The organism is Telluria antibiotica (assembly GCF_011682055.1).
Lineage (GTDB): Bacteria > Pseudomonadota > Gammaproteobacteria > Burkholderiales > Burkholderiaceae_D > Telluria > Telluria antibiotica.
This window is the reverse complement of sequence record NZ_JAAQOM010000003.1, coordinates 356928-377737: the sequence shown is the minus strand read 5'-3', so window position 1 is coordinate 377737 and position 20810 is coordinate 356928. Positions and strand designations below refer to the sequence as shown.

Annotated in this window: 10 protein-coding genes; 3 read left to right on the top strand and 7 right to left on the bottom strand. The window is 70.9% G+C overall.

What is annotated here, in order from left to right:
• Positions 1–64: 64 nt before the first annotated feature.
• Complete coding sequence (locus tag HAV22_RS06945; protein ID WP_229421115.1) at positions 65–8689, bottom strand: GH36-type glycosyl hydrolase domain-containing protein; 8625 nt, start codon at positions 8687–8689, stop codon at positions 65–67.
• Positions 8690–8837: 148 nt separating this feature from the next.
• Positions 8838–10859 (bottom strand): aminotransferase class V-fold PLP-dependent enzyme, encoded by a 2022-nt coding sequence (locus tag HAV22_RS06940; RefSeq protein WP_166857900.1) that lies wholly within the window; start codon positions 10857–10859, stop codon positions 8838–8840.
• A gap of 152 nt (positions 10860–11011) precedes the next feature.
• Between HAV22_RS06940 and HAV22_RS06935 the strand changes: the two genes are divergently transcribed.
• The 3 genes from HAV22_RS06935 (at position 11012) to HAV22_RS06925 (ending at position 14568) form a co-directional block, all read left to right on the top strand.
• Positions 11012–11497 (top strand): Lrp/AsnC family transcriptional regulator, encoded by a 486-nt coding sequence (locus HAV22_RS06935; protein WP_091670470.1) that lies wholly within the window; start codon positions 11012–11014, stop codon positions 11495–11497.
• An 80-nt stretch (positions 11498–11577) separates the two neighbouring features.
• Positions 11578–12711, top strand: a complete 1134-nt coding sequence (locus HAV22_RS06930; RefSeq protein WP_166857898.1) for a branched-chain amino acid ABC transporter substrate-binding protein — start codon at positions 11578–11580, stop codon at positions 12709–12711.
• Positions 12712–12750: 39 nt separating this feature from the next.
• On the top strand, positions 12751–14568 hold the full coding sequence (locus HAV22_RS06925) for a DUF885 domain-containing protein (protein ID WP_166857896.1): 1818 nt from the start codon (positions 12751–12753) through the stop codon (positions 14566–14568).
• A 4-nt stretch (positions 14569–14572) separates the two neighbouring features.
• Here HAV22_RS06925 and HAV22_RS06920 read toward each other — a convergent pair whose 3' ends face one another.
• The 5 genes from HAV22_RS06920 to HAV22_RS06900 form a co-directional block, all read right to left on the bottom strand.
• Positions 14573–15922 (bottom strand): ATP-binding protein, encoded by a 1350-nt coding sequence (locus HAV22_RS06920; protein ID WP_166857894.1) that lies wholly within the window; start codon positions 15920–15922, stop codon positions 14573–14575.
• Positions 15919–16587: a response regulator transcription factor gene (locus HAV22_RS06915; protein WP_166857892.1), complete on the bottom strand. Its 669-nt coding sequence runs from the start codon at positions 16585–16587 to the stop codon at positions 15919–15921. Before HAV22_RS06915 ends, HAV22_RS06920 begins: the two co-directional genes overlap by 4 nt.
• Positions 16588–16611: 24 nt before the next feature.
• A complete protein-coding gene (locus HAV22_RS06910) occupies positions 16612–17310 on the bottom strand; it encodes a cytochrome b/b6 domain-containing protein (protein ID WP_166857890.1) in 699 nt (232 codons plus the stop codon).
• Positions 17311–17380: 70 nt separating this feature from the next.
• Positions 17381–19060 (bottom strand): PQQ-dependent sugar dehydrogenase, encoded by a 1680-nt coding sequence (locus HAV22_RS06905; RefSeq protein ID WP_166857888.1) that lies wholly within the window; start codon positions 19058–19060, stop codon positions 17381–17383.
• A gap of 23 nt (positions 19061–19083) precedes the next feature.
• Entirely contained in the window at positions 19084–20775 is a 1692-nt protein-coding gene (locus tag HAV22_RS06900; protein WP_166857886.1) for a M14 family zinc carboxypeptidase, read from the bottom strand.
• Positions 20776–20810 lie beyond the last annotated feature (35 nt).

Genomic DNA, 20810 nt, shown 5'->3' with positions numbered 1-20810 from the left:
TATCAGAAAATTATTATTTTATTGACAAAATATAAGCCGTCCTGCATGGCACGCGCATTGCGGGTCAGGGCCGCATTTTTTCGCACGCGGTCCTGTCCGGCGGCGGCACGGCGAACGGCACGCCTTGGCGGTACGGCACGTGCATCTCCACCTCGTGCGTCCGGCCGTCGTCCTCCAGCACGATCGTGTGGCCCTGCTGCGCCACGCCGTCCACGCACAGCAGCGCCTCGTCCGCGCGGTGCACGGCGATCGCGTAGTGGGTGCCGCGGTAACGGTAGTGCAGGCGGAAGCCCTCCCAGCCGGCCGGGAGGCGCGGCGTCAGGGTCAGCGCGTCGCCCGCGCGCGTCACGCCGAGCAGGGATTCCACGATCAGCCGGTACATCCACGCGGCCGCCCCCGTGTACCAGCTGCCGCCGGCCCGTCCCGCGTACGGCGCGGCGGCCACCACGTCGTCCGCCATCGCATACGGTTCCGCCGCATAGGTGGCGCAATCCTCGGCCGTGCCGGTGCGCTCTACGGGGTTGAGCATGCGCGCCAGTTCCCAGGCCCGTTCCGTGTCGCCCAAGTGCGCGAACGCCATCGCCGTCCAGATCGCGGCCTGCGTGCACTGGCCGCCGTTGGCGCGCACGCCCGGCGGATCCGCGCCGATGGCGCCCGCATCGGGCGCACCCGCATCGAACGGCGGATCGAGCATGTGCATGAGGCCCGCGTCACGTCGCACGAGGTGCGCGTCGACCGCGTCCAGCGCGATGCGCGCGCGGCCCAGGTCGGCCGCGCCGGACAGCACGGCCCAGCTCTGCGCGACGGCATCGATGCGGCACGCGGCGCCGTCGCGCGTGCCGAGCGGCGTGCCGTCGTCGAAGTAGGCGCGCCGGTACCATTCTCCGTCCCACGCGTTGTCCTCGATGTTGTGCGCGAGGACCTGGGCCGCGCTGCGGCAGGTCGTGCAGAAACCGTAGTCGCCGCGGCGGTCGGCGAGGTCGGCGAAGCGGCACAGCACGTCGTACAGGAAGAAGCCGAGCCAGACGCTCTCGCCGCGCCCGCCGGGGCCGATTGCGTCCATGCCATCGTTCCAGTCCCCGGTGCCGATCGGCGGCAGGCCGTGCGGGCCGAACACGAGGGCACGCCGCAGCGCACGCACGCAGTGCTCGTAGATGCTGGCCTGCTCGCGCGACGGGGCCGGCACGTCACACCAAGCCGCCTCGTCCTGCCTGAGCGCGCGGCCTTCGATGAACGGCGCGATCTCGTCGAGCAGCGACGTGTCCCCGGTGACGCCGACGTAGCGGTGCACGGCGAACGGCAGCCACAAGGCATCGTCCGAGCAGCGCGTGCGTGTGCCGCGCCCCATCGGCGGATGCCACCCGTGCTGCACGTCGCCTTCGACGAACTGGTGGCCGGCGAACAGCAGGATGTGGTCGCGCAGCAGTTCCGGGCGCGCGTGCACGGCGGCCATCGCATCCTGCAGCTGGTCGCGGAAGCCGTACGCGCCGCCGGACGCCGCATGGCCCGTGCGCGCCCACATGCGGCAAGCGATGGTCTGGTACATCAGCCAGCCGTTGGCCAGCACGTCGAACGCCGGCTCCGGTGTCTCGATGCGGATGCCGGACAGCGTGTCGTCCCAGAAGTCGCGCACGCGGGCCAGGTCGGCGGCCGCCGTCGCGGCACCGGCATGGCGCTGGACCATGCCCGTCGCATCCAGGTTGCGGCGCCCGCCCACGCCCAGCATGAACACGAGTTCCTGCTCGTCGCCCGGGTGCAGCTCGATGCTCGTCTGCAGCGCCGCGCACGGATCGAGCGCGGCGCCCGTGCGCCCCAGCAGGGCCGTGCGTTCCAGCGCGGCCGGATTCGCGAGACTGCGCCCGCGCCCGATGAATTCCGTGCGGTCGCACGTGAAGGCCACCTTTTCGGCGTCGAGATGGAAGAAGGCGACGCGGCCGGAGAAGTCGGCGTCGCAGGCGTTGCGGGCGAACAGCGCGCCGCTGACGGGATCCTGTTCCGTCACCACGTACGGTGCGGACGCGGGCCGCAGCTCGCCCAGCACCCATTCGACATAGCCCGTGACGGACAGCCGGCGCGGCGCGGCGCCGTCGTTGCGCAGGCGGAGCACGACGTACTTCAGCGGCGCGTCCAGCGCCACGTACGTCAGCAGCTCGCTGTGGATGCCGTGCGCCGCGTGCTCGAACGCGCTGTAGCCGAAGCCGTGGCGCGTGACGTACTCGCCGCCGGAGGGCGCCGGCAGCGCCGTCGGCGACCAGTAGACGCCCGTCTGCTCGTCGCGCACGTAGAAGGCTTCGCCGCCGCGGTCGCACACGGGATCGTCGTCCCACGGCGTCAGGCGGAACAGGCGGGCGTTCTGGTTCCAGCTGTAGGCTTGCCCGCTATCAGACACGACGGTGCCGAACATCGGGCTCGCCAGCACGTTGACCCATGGCGCCGGCGTGGAGCGGCCCGGCCCCGTGCGGATCACGTATTCGCGCCCGTCCGCGCTGAAGCCGCCGATGCCGTTGTCGAGCACGAGGTCCGGCACGGCCAGCACGACCGGCGGGTACGGTTGCGGCGCCGCCGCCGGGACGAACGCCGGCGCCGGCTCGGCCTTGCGCGCGCCCGCGCGGCGCAGCTGCTCGGCCAGGCCGCCGTGGTCGTCCGTCAGGATCACGCGCGCCATCGCCTGCATCAGCACGCGCTCGTCGTCCGGGATCGCGTCGAGCGGACGCACGAACACGCCGCCCGGCCGGTCGATCACTTGTGCGGCGGGGCCGGACGCGACGAGACCCAGCACCTGGTCGTGCAGCGCCTGGCGGTAGCCGCCCGCCGCGCCGCCGTCGTCGCACCAGATCACGAGGTCGACGGCGAGCCCTTTCAAGCGCCACCACGTGTGCGCCTGGACCAGCTGGCGCGCCAGTTCGACGTGGGCGAGGTCGCGCATGTGCAGCAGCACGATCGGATGCTCGCCGGACAGACCGTACGCGGCGAGCGCCGTACGGCCGCACTGGTTGCGCGCGATGACGGCCGGATCGGCGCGCAGCGCGGCCTGCGGATGCAGCACCCAGCCGGCGAGACGCGCGTACAGCTGGGCGTCCGCCTCGCCCGCGTTCAGCTGGCGCAGCACGACCTGGCAATGCGTCCACGCCAGGTCGGGCACGCGGTCGGCAGCGTCGCGCTCGCGGTAGGTGTCGACGAGGCGCAGCGCCTGCTCGCGCGCGCCGGCCGCGCCCAGCACGACGTCGACGGTCACCTCCTCGTGCGGCGCCAAGGTCAGCACGCGGCGGATCGCCAGCACGGGATCGAGCACGGTACCGGCCGTCCCCGCGAGTGCGGCGCGGTCGTCCAGCGCGGCCGGCCACGCGAGGGTTCGGCCGCGGCCGATGAAGTGGGCGCGCCGGGTTTCGAACTGCGGCGCCGCCGCGGCCGCGCTGCCGCCGTGCACCGTCATCACGTGCAGCAGCCAGGGCGCGGCTGCTCCCATGCCCTGGCGGCCCGTGCACAGCAGCGCGCCACGGCCGGCCAGGATCTCCACCTGCGCGAACGGCGTCGGCAGCGCCGGCACGACTTCCGCAAGACTCGTCAGCTCGATCGTGCGCACGGCATCCGTCGTGTTGGCGACGCGCACGCGGCGCAGTTCGACGTCGTCCTCGGACGCGACGGCGACCACCGTATGCAACTCGATGCCATGGTCGCGCCGCCGATATGTCGCGCGGCCTTCGGAGAATACGGCCTCGTAGCGCTCGGGCCGCGCCGCCGTCGGCTGCCGCGTCGTCGACCACACGGCGCCGCTGTCCAGGTCGCGCACGTAGCAGAAGACGCCGTGGTCGTCGACGGTCGGGTCCTCGGTCCAGCGCGTGAGAGCCAGGTCGCCCCAGGTGCTGCGCCCGGTGCCGGCCGCCGTCACCATCACGTGGTAGGTGCCGTTGGACAGCAACTGCACTTCCGGCGGCGCAGCGTCGGGGTCCGCGACCGTGCGTGCCGTCGCATCCGCCGCCGGCGCCGGCTGGCGCAGCTCCTCGGCCTCGGCGCGCGCGGACGCGTGCGCGCCCGCGGCCGGCACGCGCTCGTGCAGCAGCGGCAGCGCGGCGCGCAGGCGCGGATCGCTGGCGAAGCGGCGCTGCATCGGGCGGTCATGCAGCAGGTGCGCCAGCGCGAGCAGGCCCATGCCCTCGTGGGCCGCCATGAACGCGCGCACGATGGCGCAGGCCTGGCCGTGCGGCAGGCGCGCCGGCGTGTAGTCGACGGCTTCGTAGAAACCGTAACGGCCCGTGAAGCCCAGCTTCGCCATGCGTTCCAGGTTGGCGCAGGCGCGCTCCGGTTCCACCGTCAACGCCAGCATGGTGGCATAGGGCGCGACGACAAGGTCCGCGCCGAGGCCGCGCGTCGCACCCAGGCCCGGCACGCCGAACGGGCGGTATTCGTAGTGCAGCGTGGCGTCCATCGCGTTGCAGCTCGAGTCCGAGATGCCCCAGGGGACGTTACGCCGGCGGCCGTACTCGGCCTGGGCGCGCACGATGCCGCGGCAGGCCGCGTCGAGCAGCGTGCCGCGGTATGCCGGCATCACGAGTTGTGGCGCCAGGTAGTCGGCCATCGTCCCGTCGCGCGACAGCAGCACTTCCTGGCCGTGCGCGACGCACAGCTGGCGCCCCAGCGCGAACCAGTGATCCTGCGGGAGCTGGCCCTGCGCGATGCCGATGAAGCTGGCGAGGCGCGCTGGCGACGCGAGCATGTCGTGGTTGTCGGCATCGAGGCGACCCTCGCCCGCGTGGCACCCGGCCGCCAGCAGCCCCGTGTCCGCGTCGACGAGGCAACCGAAATCCATGTCGGCGCAGGCCCGCGCGTCGCGTGCCAGCTGCGCGATCTCGTCCAGGCGCGCCCGCGCGTTGGCGCTGCCTTCGGCCACGAGGCGGGCCAGCAGCAGCTCGCGCGTGCGCGCATCCGGCGCCAGTTCGTCGCCGGGCGCCTGCATGCCGAAGCCGGCCAGCTCGCGCAATGTGGGAATGCGCGTGAGGCTCGCGTCGATCACGTATTCCTGCTCGACGCGCATCCACGGCGCCATCAGCAACAGGTCCGCATGCGCGGCCGCGCACTGGCTGGCCAGCTTGCCGGTCCAGTCGCGCAGCTGCGGGTCGGCGTCGTCCGGCACGGCGGCCACGAGCGCGTCCGCTGCGCGCACCAGCGCCTGCAGGCAGTCGGCGAGACCCGGCAGCGTGTGCGCGTTGCGGCAGCGCTCGGGCGTCAATTGGTGGCGCACTGCGGCGACCGCATCGCGTACGGCCGGCGTCGCGTGGTCGTCCACGACGTCGAGCGTGGCGCGGATGCCGTCGAGCAGGCGGCTGGACGCGACCGGCGCGTCGCCCAGCTGTTCCAGGCCGGCGGCCATTGTGAGCAGATGCGCGGCCAGGTTGCCGCTGTCCGCCGTCGACACGTAAGTCGATGCCAGCGGGGCGAGCGTCCGCGTGTCGTAGCCGGCGCAGAAATGGCCGCGGTGGCGCTCGAGCCGGGCCATCGTGCCCAGCGTCGCGCGCGTGCGCGCCAGCAGCTCGCCCGCGGCCACGTAGCCGAAGTCCCAAGCCGCGAGGTTCGCGAGCACCGTGAGCCCCATGCTTGTCGGCGACGTGCGGTGCGCGACGGCGGGCGCGGGATGCTCCTGCATGCATTCCGGCGCGAGCCAGTTGTCCACGGCCGTGACGTGGTCCTCGAAGAACGCCCACGTGCGGCGCGCCAGCGTGGCGAGGAAGCGCTGCTGTTCGTCCGCCAGGTGCGGCACCGGACGCGCGGCCGGCAGGCTGACCCACCATGCAACGACGGGCGACAGGAACCACAACAGCAGCAACGGCGCGGCGGCGAACAGCGCGAACGGGTTCGCAAAGCTGAGCAGGACGGCCGCGCCCACGGCGAACGCAGGCGCGAACCACATATTGCGCCAGTTCGATTCCAGGTCCGTGCTGGAGCGCGCGAGGCTCGCGTCGCGCCACTCCAGGCGGCGCCGCTTCGACACGAGCATGCGCCAGATGCCGCGTGCGATCGCGTCCACGCTGTAGCTGGCCTCATGCGGCAGGAACGCCGTGTCCAGCAGCGCGTGGCCCAGGCCGATGCGCGCGTCGTGTGCCTGGTTCAGCACGTGCCGGCCCAGCGCGACGTCGTGCGGCTTGTCCGCGAGGCCGATCAGGGTGTCCAGCGCGAACGGCACGAAGAACACGGCCAGTGCGGCCGCGGTCCAGAACGCGGGCGCCGGCAGCAGCGCCCAGCACAGCAACAGCGCGGCCGTGAGGGCCGGCGCGACGAGGCTGCGGCGCAGATTGTCGACCAGCTTCCAGCGCGCGAGCGGCGGCAGCAGGTTCGGTTCCGTGCCGCCGCCGGCCAGCGGCACGCGCGCGCGCAGCCAGCCGGCCAGTTGCCAATCGCCGCGGATGCGGCGGTGCCGGCGGCCGACGTCGTCGCTGTAGCGCGGCGCGCAAGATTCGACGAGGGCGACGTCGCGCAGGAAGCCACAGCGCGCGTAGCAGCCTTCCAGCAGGTCGTGCGACAGCACGCGGTCTTCCGGCAAGCGGCCGCGCAGCACGCGGTCGAATGCGCGCAGGTCGTAGATGCCCTGGCCCGCGAACGCGCCTGCGCCGAACAGGTCCTGGTCGACGTCGATGCCTGCCGCGCCGCTGCACAGGCGGGCGTAGCGCGAAGCCGTCTCGGGCGGCAGCGCGGGCACCACGCGCGGCTGCAGCATGCCATGGCCTTCGACCACGCGGCGGCCGGCGGCATCGAACACGGGCGCGTTCAGCGGATGCGCCATCGCGGCGACGAGGACGCGCGCGGCGTCGCGCGGCAGCTCGGTGCCGGCATCGAGCGTGATCACGTAGCGGATGCCGTCCAGGCCATCGGTGTCGCCTTCGACAACGGCGAACGGGGCGCGCTCGCCGCGCAGCAGCAGCGCGTTCAAGTCTTCCAGCTTGCCGCGCTTGCGTTCGCGGCCGATCCACGCGCCCTCGCCCGCGCTCCACACGCGCTGGCGGTGCAGCAGCAGGAACGGGCGCGCGTCGTCGTACTTCGCGTTAAGCGCGGCGATGGCGGCGCGTGCTTGCTCGATCAGTTCCGCGTCGCCGTACACCTCCTGGCGCGGCGCGTCGGGCAGGTCCGTCAGCAGGCAGAAACGCAGCGCCGGATCGCGGTTGGCCAGGTAGCGCACCTCGAGCGCATCGACGAGGGCGGCGACGTCGGCGCGACCCTGCAGCAGCGCCGGCACGACGACGATGGCGCGCGCATCCGGCGGAATGCCGGCACCGAAATCCAGGCGCGGCAGCGGCGCGGGCGCGACGAGCCGCGCGGCCATCAGGTCGACGAGCGCGTGCGCGAGCCGGCTCGCGCCGAGCGTGACCAGCACGCCGACGCCGAGCAGCAGACCGAGGCCGGCACCGTCCTGCGCCGCGCGCACCACGGCCGCCCCCGCGAACAGCGCTGTCGGCGCGCCGATGAGCCCCAGGTAGCATAGCAGCGGGCGCCCGCGCCACGCACGGCGCAACGTGGCCGCCATGCCGAGGCGCACGTGCAGCCGCGCTTCCAGCCGGGGCAGGCCGTTGCCGACGAGGTAGCAGCCCACGTGGCGCAGGCGCGCATCGGGATGGTCTTCGCCCGCCAGCGCCAGCGCTTCCGTCGCGACCGCGATCTCGGCACGGCCGCTGGCGCGCGCCAGACGTTCGACCACGCGGCGGTAATGGTCGCGCGTGGCGCCATCCATCGTGGCATACACGCCGGCCGGGTCGCCGCGCAGCGCCTGCTCGACGGCGCTCATCGTCTCGACGAATGCGCGCCAGTCCGTGCTGCCCAGCAGGCGCAGGCTCGCGATCGTGTTGGCGGTGGACACCTGGTCGGCGGCCTGACAGCCGACGTCGGCCTGCACGGCCTGGTCGATCGAGCGGCCTTCGTCGGCGAGGCGCGTCGCGATCCACTGCAATGCCTGCGTCAGCGGGCCGCCGCGGCCCTGCAGCCGGCGCGCCAGCTCGGCCACGAAGCTCGACCCCATCGGCTGCACGGCGCGCGCCATGTCGGCCACGACGAGGATCAGGTCACCGGGGCGCTCGTCCGCCGCGGCCGCCATGCGGTCGGCCCAGCGGCCCGCCCGCGCGCGCTGGCGCCCCGCATCCGCCTCGTGCACGGCGATGCGGCGGAGGTTCTCGACCAGCGCGAGGCGCAGCATGACGGGTATCGCCCACAATTCGCCCAGCGTGAGCGGCGCGCCTTCCTGGTACGCGGCGACGAAGCGCGCGAGGCTTTGCGGGTCCACGTGGCCGTCGCCGTGCGCGACCACTTCCAGCGCCAGTCGATACACGCGCTGGTTGCCGCATGCGCCGGCGTCGCGCAGGCAAGGCAGCGCGCGGCAGTCCGCCGGCGGCAGGTGGCTGCGCGCGAGGCGGACCTGGTCCTCGATCAGGTAATGGTGGTCGAGCAGCCACTCGGCCGCCGGCGCCAGGCGCGCGCCGGCACCGGCTGCGCGCGTGAGGGCAGCGCAGGCATCCGCGATGGCGGCCGCGTTGTCGGCAAGGCGTGCGAGCAGCTCGTCCGTTCCCGGACGGCCGTCCACCTGATGGCGCGCGGCGAGGGAACGGCCGTGCACGGCCATCTGGGCGGCAGAAAACAGTTCGGCGCGCAGCGGGGCATCGTCGGCGGCGAGGCCTTGGGCTGCGCGCGGGAGCGCGTTTTGTTCGTTCAACAGGGACCTCATGGTGGCGCGCGCAACCGGCCGCCGGCTGACGCGGAACGCGACCATTCGGGTGAAGGCGGACGACTCGAGGGCGCACGGCTGAAGCCATGCTAAGCAATCAGGCGCTGCGAAACCGTGCGTTAGCGTACAGAGGTGTTCACGCCGCGCCGGCCAGCGCCATCCCGCCGACGACCGTCCACGCGTGCGCATGGCCCGCGCGGCGCAGGCATGCGGCCGCCTTGGCGCTGCGGTTGCCGCTGCGGCACACGAACACGATGGGCCGCGCGGGTGCCGTCAACCATGCCGCCACATGCTCGGCCAGGCGCGACAGCGGCACGTTGTCCGCCGCGCGGCCGTGCAGGACCATCGGGCCCGCCGCCGCCTCGAACGCTTCGCGCACGTCGACGAGCAGCGCATCGGCGTGGCGGCGCAGGAACACGTCCAGCGTTTCCGGATGCAGCTGCCCGGGCGCGCCGGCGTCGGACGATGCGGCCAGCGTCGCGCACGCGAGGCCGTCGGTGTCGGCGCCGTGACACAGCACGGTCGAATCGTGTACCACGCGGGCGAGGACGTTCGCATCGACGGCGCCGAAGACCTGGCGCACGGCGGTGCGGGACAGGCGGCCCGCGTCGGCGGTACCCAGCAGGTAGACGGTGCGCTCGCCCTGCGGCAGGCGGGCCAGCACGGCGGTGCCGATGGCGATGCAATCCGCATGGCTGCCGTCGTCCAGCGCGACGGTGCCGCATGCCGCGGGCCAGTCGAGCGGATCGTCCGTTTCGAGGCCGAGTGCGGCGCGCAGCTCGGCGGCGCCGTCGGCATCGGCCCCGCTGCCCAGCACGGCCAGCACGCGCAGGCCCGCGTCGCGCGCGAGCGCGGCGATGCGGCCGGCCTGTCCGCGCGGCGGATCGATCACGACGCAGGCGTCGCCGTCGAACACGATCCAGCCGTGGCGGCCGTCACCGCTGACCTGCATGACGCCGGACGACCCGGCCGCCAGCGCCCGCGTGCGCAGCGCCTCGCCGCAGTGGCGGATGCGCGCGCAGGCCGCGGCGACGAAGGCGTCGTCCGCGAGCGGCCCGATCGACAGGCGCACGGCACCGCTGCTGCGCCACGACGGCAGGCCCATCGCGTCCAGCACGTAGCTGGGCGCGGCCTTGGCGGCGGAACACGCCGACCCGGCGCTCACGCGCACGCCGGCCGCGTCGAACAGGTCGAGCAGGTCGCGGCTCGAGACGCCGGGCACGGCGAAATTCAAGGTGGTCGGCAAGGTGTGCTCGAACGGCGCGTTGAAGACGACGCCGGGAAACGCTTCGCGCAGGGCGGCCGCCAGCCCGTCGCGCAGCGCGGCCAGTTCGGCGTGGCTGCGGAACGTGCCGCCGTCTTCCAGCGCGGCCAGCACCGCGCCGAGGGCGGCGACGCCGGCCATGTTCTCGGTGCCGGAACGCTGCCCGCCTTCCTGGCCGCCGCCGATCATCAGCGGCGTGTACGGCGCGCCGTCGCGCACGTACAGGATGCCGATGCCTTTCGGCGCATGCAGCTTGTGGCCCGAGAACGGCGCGTAGTCGATGCGCGTGTTCGCGAGGTCGAGCGGCAGCTTGCCCAGCGCCTGCACGCAGTCGACCATCCAGTAGGCCTTGCTGCCGCAGGCGCGCAAGGTGCGCGCGATGCCGTCCAGGTCCGAGATCACGCCCGTCTCGTTATTGGCCGCCATCGTGCAGACCAGCGCAGCGCGCGGCGCCAGCGCACCGAGGACGTCCAGCCGGTGGCGTCCCGTCTCGTCGACGGGCAAGGCGCGGAGCGTGAGGCCCATGCCGAGCAGGCGGTTCCAGTGCGCGAGGCTTTCCGACACGGCCTTGTGTTCGGTGGCGCCGTACAGCAGCAGGTCGCCGCAGGATTCGCCCGCGGCGCGGCGTTCGCGCACGGCGACGAGCGCGGACAGCACCGCGGTCTGGATGCCTTCGGTGGCGCCGCTCGTGAACAGCACGCGGCCCGGCCCCGCGCCGAGCACGCGGCGCGCCCGCGCGCGGGTCGCGTCGAGGATGCGCCTGGCGCGCAGGCCGGTGGCGTGGCTGCTGCTCGGATTGCCGAACTGGGCCTCCATCGCGTCGACGGCCGCGGCGATTGCGGCAGGCAGGACCGGCGAAGTGGCGTTTGCGTCGAGGTAGATGTCGGAGGCCATAAAATAATTGCTAAAAGTCCAAAAATAAATGCGCCATGAGCGCGATTGTTGAGTAATATGTTACGGTTTAGTGCGAAAAATGACGTACTAAAGAATCTTTGATTTTTCCTTGGCTGAAGAACGAACATTCTAGAAATCGTGACATGGACAAGATGAATTCACTCGACAAATACGACTGCGCGATTCTGGCTGCGCTGCAGGCGGATGCCACCCTGTCGATTTCCGGCCTGAGCGAAAAGGTCGGGCTGTCCAGCACCCCGTGCTGGAAGCGAGTCAAGCGCCTCGAGGAAGAGGGATACATCGAAAGCCGGGTCAGCATCGTCAACCGCCACAAGGTCGGCCTGCCCGTTACCGTGTTCGTCAGCGTGCGCACCAACGAGCACGACGAAAAATGGCTGGAGCGCTTCGCCTCCGCCGTCATCGCGCTGCCTGAAGTCCTCGAATTCCACCGCATGAGCGGCGACGTCGATTACCTGCTGAAGGTCGTCACGACCGACATCGACGGCTACGACCGCTTCTACAAAAAGCTGATCAAGACGGCCCAGCTGTCCGGCGTCTCCTCCGCGTTCTCGATGGAGCAGATCAAGTGCACCACCGCGCTGCCGCTGGAACTGATCTCGCACGGGCTGCCGGCTTAAGCTGTTTGCGCGCCCGCGCGACCGCGCGCCCGTTCGAGTATGCGATGATGGCGACCGTTGATTAACAACGGAGACAACGCATGGCATCAACCATCAACACCGTGGCGCTGGCAGCGATCCTGCTCGCGACCGCAACCTCCACGCTCGCCCAGGACCAGGTCGTGCGCATCGGCGTCAGCGGCCCGCTGTCGGGCGCCAACGCCTTCGCCGGCAAGGACGACGAGAACGGCGTGCGCCTCGCGGTCGAGGAACTCAACGCGCAAAAGCTCAAGGTCGGCGCCAAGACCCTGAAATTCGAACTGCTGTCCGAGGATGACCAGGGCGATCCGAAAGCGGGCGTGAGCGTCGCGCAGAAATTCGCCGACGCCGGCGTCAAGTTCGTGCTGGGGCCCTACAACTCGGGCGTCGCGATCCCGGCCTCGCGCGTCTACAACGACGCCGGCATCCTGATGTCGACCGTGGGCACGAGCCCCAAGATCACGCAGGCGCGCTACCCGAACGTCTTCCGCATCGTCGCCAGCGACAGCCAGGTGGGCGCGTCGATGGCGTCGTACGCCGCGAAGGGATTGAAAATCAAGACGGTCGGCGTGATCGACGACCGCACGGCGTTCGGCCAGGGCATCGCCGACGAATTCGCGAAGCAGGCGCGCACCGCCGGCGTGAGCGTGGCCGGCCGCGAATTCACGACCGACAAGGCAAGCGATTTTTCCGCCGTCCTCACCGCGTTCCGCGCGAAGAAGGTGGACGCCATCTTCTTCGGCGGCTATGCGCCGCAGGCCGCCCCGATGGCGCGCCAGATGAAGCAACTGGGGATGGCGAACGTGCGCCTGCTCGGCGGCGACACGCTATGCAGCCCGGAGATGGCCAAGCTGGGGGGCGACGCCGTCGGCGAGAACGTGATGTGTGCTCAAGCCGGCGCGATGCTCGACAAGCAGGCCGGCGGCCCCGCGTTCAAGGCCCGCTACAAGCGGCGCTTCCAGCACGACCCGGACGTGTACGCGCCCTCGTTCTACGACCAGACGATGTTCATCGCGAAGACCATCCAGGCCGCGAACACGACCGACGCCGGCGCCGTCGGCAAGCAGCTGCACACGATGACGTACCAGGGCGTAGCCGGCACGTACGGCTACGACGCGAGCGGCAACCTGAAGAAGACCGCGGTCACGGTCTACAGCTTCAAGGGCGGTCAACTGGCGCCGCTGGCCAATTACTGAACCGCGTGGCTACTTTCATCTTCATCACGTAGAACACACATGAAACAGATCTTCACACTGGGCACCCTCGCCGCCGCCTGCATCATCGCCTGCGCGCCGGCCGTCGCCGACACCGCGACCCAGCCCACGGCCAGCGCCGGCGCCACGAGCGCCGCGAGCACCTCCGAATCCAGAAAACTGAACAAGCTGGCCGACGAATACTGGGATGCGCTGGCGCGCTTCGATCCCGTCTCCGCCGGCGAGAGCGGCGACAACCGCTACGCCGACCAGATCGGCATGTCGATCGCGCCGAAGAACCGTGCCCACCAGTTCGCGCTGTACCGGGACTACCTGAAACGCCTGCACACGATCCGCCGCGACGGCCTCGCCCAGCGCGACCAGACGAGCTACGACATCCTCGACTACGAACTCACGACGGCGCTGCGCTTCGAACCGTTCCCCGAGCACCTGCTGCCGCTGAACCAGATGGACGCGCTGCCCGTCACGCTCGCGAACTACAGCAGCGGCCAGCAGGCGCAGCCCCTCGCGACCGTGAAGGATTACCGCGCCTACCTGAACCGCCTGACCCAGCTGGGTCCCTGGATCGACCAGGCCATCGCCAACATGCGCGAGGGGATGAAGACCGGCGTCGTGCAGCCGAAGGCGGTCATGGTCGCCGCCCTGCCCCAGTTCAAGCAGCTGGTGGCCGCCAAGGCCGAAGACAGCATCTACTACACGCCCGTGAAGAATTTCCCGTCCGGATTCTCGGACGCCGACAAGAAAAAGCTCGCGGCCGCCTATCGCAGCACGATCGCCGGCAGGCTGAATCCGGCATTGAAACGCCTGGCCGATTTCGTCGAGCACGACTACCTGCCGGCCTGCCGCACGAGCACGGGCTGGAGCGCGCTGCCGCACGGGATGGACTGGTACCTCGCGCGCGTCGCGAGCCAGACGACGACGGACCTGCAGCCGGAACAGATCCACCAGATCGGCCTGAAGGAAGTCGCGCGCATCCAGGGCGAATATGCCCGCATCGGTCCGAAGATGGGCTATAACGGGCCGGCGTCCGGCCTGCCGACGTGGGTGTCGGAACAGGCGAAGTACAAGCCGTTCAAGACCGAGGGCGAGATCATCGACGTGTACCGCAAGCTGAACGCCCAGCTGCAGACGAAGCTGCCCGCGCTGTTCTCGCTGCGTCCGAAGACGCCGCTCGACCTGCGCCTGGAGCCGGAGCTGTCGCGCGCGACGGCGTCCGACCACTACACGCCGCCGGCCGCCGACGGCTCGCGGCCGGGCGTGTTCTGGTCCGTCGTGAACGACCCCACGGAGTATGGCAGCACGGGCATGGTCACGCTGTTCCTGCACGAGGGCCAGCCGGGCCACCACTTCCACATCGCGCTGATGCAGGAGCTGGGCCTGCCGGACTTCCGCAAGTTCGGCGGCAACAACGCCTTCACCGAAGGCTGGGCGCTGTACGCGGAGACGCTGGGCACCGAGATGGGCCTGTACGACAAGCCGGAAGACTGGTTCGGCCACCTGAACGACGAGATGCTGCGCGCCGTGCGCCTCGTCGTCGACACGGGCATGCACGCGAAGGGCTGGACGCGCGAGCAGTCGATCCAGTACATGCGCGAGACCCTGGGCTACACGGAAGCCGCCGCGCGCAACGCGACGGAGCGCTACATGGCGTGGCCGGCGCAGGCGCTGGGCTACAAGATCGGTGCGCTGAAGATCCAGGAACTGCGCGCCCGCGCGGAAAAAGAGCTCGGTCCGAAATTCAGCCTCCCCAAGTTCCACGAGATCGTGCTGGGCGAAGGCACCTTGCCGCTGGCGCTGCTGGAAAAGAAGGTGGATCGTTGGATCGCCGAATCCAAGTAGCGCATCACGATGGATGGCCGGCGGCGAACCTCACGCCGACGGCCAATCCGCCCCATCGCGCCGAGCGCCGCACGTCCACGCGTGCGCCATGCACGGCCGCGATCCGCCGCACGATCGACCATCCGAGACCGCTGCCCGGCGCCGCGCTGCCCGCCGGGCGATAAAAGCGTTCGCCGAGCCGCACCAGCCCCGCATCGTCCAGACCCGGACCGCCGTCCTCGACGTCCAGCACAATCTCGTTTCCCTCCCGCCGCACGCACACACACACGGGCGCGCCCAGCGGTGCATAGCGCACGGCATTGTCGACGAGGTTGCGCGCGAGGACCGCCAGCAGCAACGCGTTCCCGCGCACAGCGCAAGGCTCCGGCGCGTCCAGCTCGAACTGTTGCCCCTTCGCCAGCGCGGTCGGCGCCAGCTCCGCCATCACGCCGCGCACGACGGCCGCCAGGTCGACGGTCGCCATGTCGGGCGCCTGGGCGGATTCCACGCGCGCGAGTGTCAGCAACTGATCGATCAGGCGCGCGGCGCGATCGCAGCCGGCAAGCAGACCGTCGAGAGCGCGCGCGCGGGCCGCGCCGTCCGTCGCCGCGCGCGCCACCTGCGCCTGCATGCGGATGGCTGCGACCGGCGTGCGCAGCTCGTGCGCCGCATCGGCCGTAAAGCGGCGCTCGTTCGCCAGCAGATCGGCGATGCGCCGCAGCAGGTCGTTCAGCGATGTCGCGAGCGGCAGCATCTCGGCGAACATGCCCTCCGCGGGGACGGGTTCCAACGCGTCGGCACCGCGCGCCGCCAGCGTGCCTCCCAAGCGACGCAGCGGCGCGAGGCCGCGCCTGACGGTCCACCAGGTGGCCAGGCCCAGCACGGGCAGCGCGAGCGCCAGCGGCCACGACACGCCGCGCAGCACGGCGCGCAGGATCTCGTCGCGGGCGCCCGGCCGCTCGCCGACGTAAACCTGGCGCCGGCGCGCGGGATCGTAGGCGGCGAACACGCGCCAGTCCGTGTCCGCCACGCGCACAGACGAAAAGCCGTCGCGCCCCGAGGCGGGTCCGAACGACTGCCCGGGCGCGTTGGCGGAACGCTGGACGAGCCGCCCGTCGCGCCACACCTGGAAAGCGACACGCGGCGCGTAATGGTGGAGGACGGGCGCATCGCGCGCCTCGGCGTCGCCGTCGTTATCGGCGTCCTGCACGAGCAGCAGCGAGGCCGACTGGGCCAGGTGCGCATCGAGCAGCTCGTCGAGTTCGTGGCGCGTGTCGGACAGCGTCAGCGCAAGCGTCGCGGCCCACAGCGCCGCGAGCACGCCGAACATCAGGCCCAGCAGGCGCACCTGCAGCGATGGGGCCACGCGGCTCATGTGGTGGCAGGGTCGGGCAGGACGTAGCCGACGCCGCGGATCGTCTGGATCAACGAGCTCCCCAATTTGCGCCGCAGGTTGTGGACGTGCACCTCGACGGCGTTGCTCTCCACTTCCTGGCCCCAGCTGTACAGATGCTGTTCCAGCTGGTCGCGCGTCAGCACGCGGTTCGCATTCAGCATCAGGGCATGCAGCAGGTCGAATTCGCGCGTGGACAGCGAAACTTGCGTGCCGCCCTTGCGCACGGTGCGCGCGGCCGGGTCGAGTTCGACGTCGCCCGCCTGCAGGCGCTCGCGCGGCTGCCCGTGCGCGCGCCGCACGAGCGCGCGCAGGCGCGCGGCCAGTTCGTGCAAGTCGATGGGCTTGACCACGTAATCGTCGGCGCCCGCGTCGAGGCCACGGATGCGGTCCGGCACGGCGTCGCGCGCCGTCAGCACGAGCACGGGCGTGGCCAGGCCGGCGGCACGCAGGGCGGCGAGGACGTCCATGCCGTCCTTGCGCGGCAGTCCCAGGTCGAGCACGGCCGCCGCATAGTCCTGCGCGCGCAGTTCGCGCTCGGCCGCGTCGCCGCTCTGCACCCAGTCGACCTGGAAGCCGAGCTGGCGCAAGCCGGCGCGCAGGCCGTCGCCGAGCAGGGGGTCGTCTTCCGCGAGCAGGATATGCATGCGCTCATTCTCCCACGCGGCGGCTCAATCGTCATTGTCTCCGCCATGGCCGTGCCGCCCCTCGGGTGTCGCGATGGCGCCGAGGCCGTCCGCCGGATGGCTCAGTTGCCAGCCCCAGAACCCGAGTACGGCCACCAGCAGCGCGATGCCGAGGCCGCGCCACGGCCTGGCGATGCCCTCGGCGGGCGCGCCGCGCTTGCGGCCACTGAACATCGCCGTCACGAGGTTCTCGCGATGCAGCCAGCTCGACACGACGACGGCCGCCACGTGCACGCCGACGAGGGCCAGCATCACGTTCGCCAGCACTTCGTGGACGTGTTCGTAGGCGTCGCCCAGCGTATAGGTCGCCAGGCCGGTGGCGGCGGCGCTGACGCCCAGCGCCAGCAGCGCGACGATCGCGATGCCGCCGGCCGGGTTGTGGCCGAGGTAGTGCTGCGGCTTGCCGCGTACGAGGCCGCCGAGATAGCGCAGTGCGGTGCCGGGCCCGCGCACGAAGTCGCCGAAGCGGGCGTGGCGGGTGCCGAACAAGCCCCACGCGATGCGCAGGACGACCAGCGCGAGCACGGTGCACCCGAGGGTCACGTGCAGCAGGCGCCAGCGCTCGTGCTCCGCAGTGAGCCACGCGCCGGCGAAGCTGGCCGCCAGGAGCCAGTGGAATACGCGCACGGGCAGGTCCCACACGAGGACCTTGCCGTGCCTGGACAACAGGGATGAATCGTTCATGCTTGCCTCCTGATGATGGGTCGGACATCTCTTGACGCCATCATCGGCGAGCCGGCTTAAGGTTTTCTTATCACTTCTCCGGCGCGATCCGCCAGACGACGCCGCCGCCATCGTCGACGACGAGCAGCGCGCCATCCGCCGCCACCGTCACGGCGGCTGGACGGCCCCACACGTCGCGGTCGGACAGCACCATGCCGGTCATGAAGTCCTGGTACTGGCCCGTGGGCGCGCCGTTCTTCATCATCACGCGCACGACCTTGTAGCCGGTGCGGATGCCGCGGTTCCACGAGCCGTGCAGCGCGAGGAAGATGTCGCCGTCGTACTCTTTCGGGAACGCGTGCTGCGCGCCTGAAGGGGCGTGGTACACGGTCATGCCCAGCGGCGCGGAATGCGCCTGCAGCAGCGCGTCGGGCACGGTGATCTTGTCCTTCAGGTCGGGGCGCACGCCCTTCAGGCGCGGGTCCTCGTGCGCGCCGAGGTAGTACCACGGCCAGCCGTAGAAGCCGCCCTGCTTCACGCGCGTGACGTAGTCGGGCGGCAGGTTGTCGCCCAGTTCGTCGCGCTCGTTGACGCTGCAATACAGGTCGCCCGAGTCCGGGTGGACGAACATGCCCACGCAGTTGCGCAGGCCGTTGGCGTAGTTACGGCGGTGCTTGCCGTCGGGGTCGAACGCGAGCACGGTGGCGCGGTCGGTCTCCACGCCCCATGCGGCGCCCAGGCCGTGTTCCGCCTCCCATTGCGCGAGCGGCTGCGGCGGCTTGCTGCCGATGCCTTCCGCGACGTTGGTGGCCGAGCCGACCGAGACGAACAGGGTCTTCTCGTCACGCGAGAACGCCAAGGTGCGCGTGATGTGGTTGCCCATGCCGTCGACCAGCTTGGCGACGATCGTCTCGGGCTTGCCCTTGGCTTTCACGTCGCCGACAGAATACGGAAAGCGCACGACGGAATTCGCGTTGGCCACGTACAGGTATTGCGGATGCGCGGCCGGCCACAGCGCGAGGCCGTACGGGCGCGACAGGCCGCTCGCGAACACCCGCATCTCGCCGGCCTTGTCGCCGCCGTGGTCCGGGCGCAGGACGCCGACGGTGCCGCGGCTCGCGTCGGACACGATGATGTCGCCGTTCGGCGCGCGCAGCGCGTAGCGCGCGTGGCCCGCGTCGGCGGCGAACACGGTGACCTTGAAGCCTTTCGCCACGGCCGGCAGCGCGTCCTCGGGGCGCTGCGCGAGCTTCGGACCGTTGCCCGCGCTCTCGCTGGCATACGGCGCCACCAGCTGGTCGACGGTGACGTGGTGCAGGTCGCCCGGCTTGTCCTCGGTCCAGGCGCCCGCGCGTTCGCCAGTCGCCGCCTTGGCCGCAGCCGGTGCGGCCGTCTTGCCGCTCTGCGCCGCGAGATAGTCGATCACGGCGGCACGCTCTTTCGCGTCCGCGATCGCGACCGGCATCGCGGTGCCCGGCACGTCCTTGGCCGGGTCGCGCAGGAACACATCGAGCTCCGCACGCGTCCACGTCTTGCCGGCGGCGCCGGCCTTCGTCAACGCGTCCGTGTAGTTGTAGCCCGGCGCCGACGCGGCCTTGCGGCCCACGACGTTGAACAGCGGCGGACCCGCGCGCGACGCCATGCCGGCATCGGCCGTGTGGCAGCTGGCGCAGTTGCGCTCGAAATAGGCCTGGCCGGCCGAAGGCGCGGCGGATGCCGCTCCGGCGACGGTCAGCGCGCCCGCCAGCGCGGCGGCGATCTTGTAGTGCATGGTTCTCCTCTTTCTTCTTGGTGTCATTGGTCGATCATGAAAACCGGATAGCGGCGCCATTCCGGCTCGCGCCAGCGCTCGCACTGGGCGAAGATGAAGTCGAGCACCGCGCCCTGGTCCTTCAGCAGGTCGGGATGCGCGGCCTTCCACGCGTCGAACTTCGCCGCGAGTTCCGGCTCGGCGGCCAGCAGGCGCTCGGCCTCGTCCTCGAACACATAGTCCGAATACGCTTCCTTCTTTTCCAGCACGCTGTTGAAGAACCCCCAGCGGAAGAAGCTGTCGTGGGCCTGCGGTTCCAGCGTCTCGACGGCGTAGCGGGCCTGGTCCTGGTCGAGCGGGACGATGAAGTCGCCGGCGCGCAGCGTGACCGTCTCGCGCACGCGCTCGAGCTGCACGTCGTCGTGGAACATATGGCCTTCGTACGCATGCGCGCGCGCGCTCACGGACGCGATGCGGTACACGGACACGTCCTGCGTGCGCTCGGCATCCACGCGCTCGAGCTTCACGCCGTTCCAGCGCAGGCGCTCGATCGCTTCGCGCCACTGCTGCGGCACGACGTAGGCGCGCGGTGCGGGCACGACAACGTCCGCGGCGAAGCGGTTGTAGTACGCGATGTCGCGCTCGTACGGTTCGTTGCGGTCGTAGTACAGGCGCTCGTAGTCGCCCAGCACGCTCGCCTTGTACTTCGCGGCATAGCCCTTGAAGCGGAACGTGGACGGATTCGCCTCGTCCATGGCCCAGTGCACGGGCCACTCGCGGCGCGTGCGGCCGGCCGCGCGCGCCGCGCGGCGCAGCGCGACGATCTTGGCGCCGTGGGCGACGGTGAAGTCCAGCGCCGTCTCGACGAGCGCGCGCATCGAGTGGTAGCGGTCGGCGAAGGGTTTCAGCATGTGCGTCTCGGGCATGAAGCCGATCGTGTCGTGCAGCGCCGCATAGCCCGTCGAGAAGCGCGCCGTCTCGAGGAAGTCGGCGATGCCGTCCTCCGGGCTGTCCTTGACCGGGTTCACGTACGGGCACATGGGCCAGCCGCGTTCGTCCATCTGCGCGTACATCGCCGGCAGCATCGTGTCGCGCAAGAAGGTACCGAGGTCCCCGCCCAGCTTGTCGGCCTGGGTCGGGATCAGGGTCATCGTGTAGCTGTAGTCGGCGCCGTTGGACGTGTGCGTGTCGACCATCACGTCCGGGTCCCATTCCGTGAACAGCTTGTTGAAGGTCTGCGCCGTCAACGTGTCGCACTTGACGAAGTCGCGGTTCAGGTCGAGGTGGCGGCTGTTGCCGCGAAAGCCGAACGCCTCCGGTCCGTCCTGGTTCACGCGGGACGTAGCGGCGCGGTTGAACGCGCCGTCCACGTTGTACAGCGGGACGAACAGGAACACGGTCTTGCCCAGCGCCGCGAGGCGGTCGGGCTGCTGGCAGAAATCGCGCACGAGCGCCATGCACGCATCGACGCCTTCCGGTTCGCCCGGATGGATGCCGTTGTTGTTGAAGAAGACGGGGCGGTGCGCGGCCTTGATCTGCGCGCGGTCGAACACGCCGTCGGCGGAGACGACGCCCGCGTGGATCGGCACGCCGGCGTCCGAGGTGCCTGCAACGAAGAAGCGCAGCACGTGCGGGTATTGGCGCGCGAGGTCGTCGTACCAGGCGATGCAATCGGACCAGGTCGTGGTCTGATTCTGGTTGCCCTTCTCGAAGGGCGTCTGCATGGCGTTGAGCATGGTGTGGTGTTGTCTTGTGGAGTAACCGAGGTCGC

Bases quoted from the DNA above. Each gene is read 5' to 3' on its own strand.
- HAV22_RS06940 (WP_166857900.1), bottom strand. From the start codon at position 10,859: ATGGCCTCCGACATCTACCTCGACGCAAACGCCACTTCGCCGGTCCTG.
- HAV22_RS06935 (WP_091670470.1), top strand. From the start codon at position 11,012: ATGAATTCACTCGACAAATACGACTGCGCGATTCTGGCTGCGCTGCAG.
- HAV22_RS06930 (WP_166857898.1), top strand. From the start codon at position 11,578: ATGGCATCAACCATCAACACCGTGGCGCTGGCAGCGATCCTGCTCGCG.
- HAV22_RS06925 (WP_166857896.1), top strand. From the start codon at position 12,751: ATGAAACAGATCTTCACACTGGGCACCCTCGCCGCCGCCTGCATCATC.
- HAV22_RS06920 (WP_166857894.1), bottom strand. From the start codon at position 15,922: ATGAGCCGCGTGGCCCCATCGCTGCAGGTGCGCCTGCTGGGCCTGATG.
- HAV22_RS06915 (WP_166857892.1), bottom strand. From the start codon at position 16,587: ATGCATATCCTGCTCGCGGAAGACGACCCCCTGCTCGGCGACGGCCTG.
- HAV22_RS06910 (WP_166857890.1), bottom strand. From the start codon at position 17,310: ATGAACGATTCATCCCTGTTGTCCAGGCACGGCAAGGTCCTCGTGTGG.
- HAV22_RS06905 (WP_166857888.1), bottom strand. From the start codon at position 19,060: ATGCACTACAAGATCGCCGCCGCGCTGGCGGGCGCGCTGACCGTCGCC.
- HAV22_RS06900 (WP_166857886.1), bottom strand. From the start codon at position 20,775: ATGCTCAACGCCATGCAGACGCCCTTCGAGAAGGGCAACCAGAATCAG.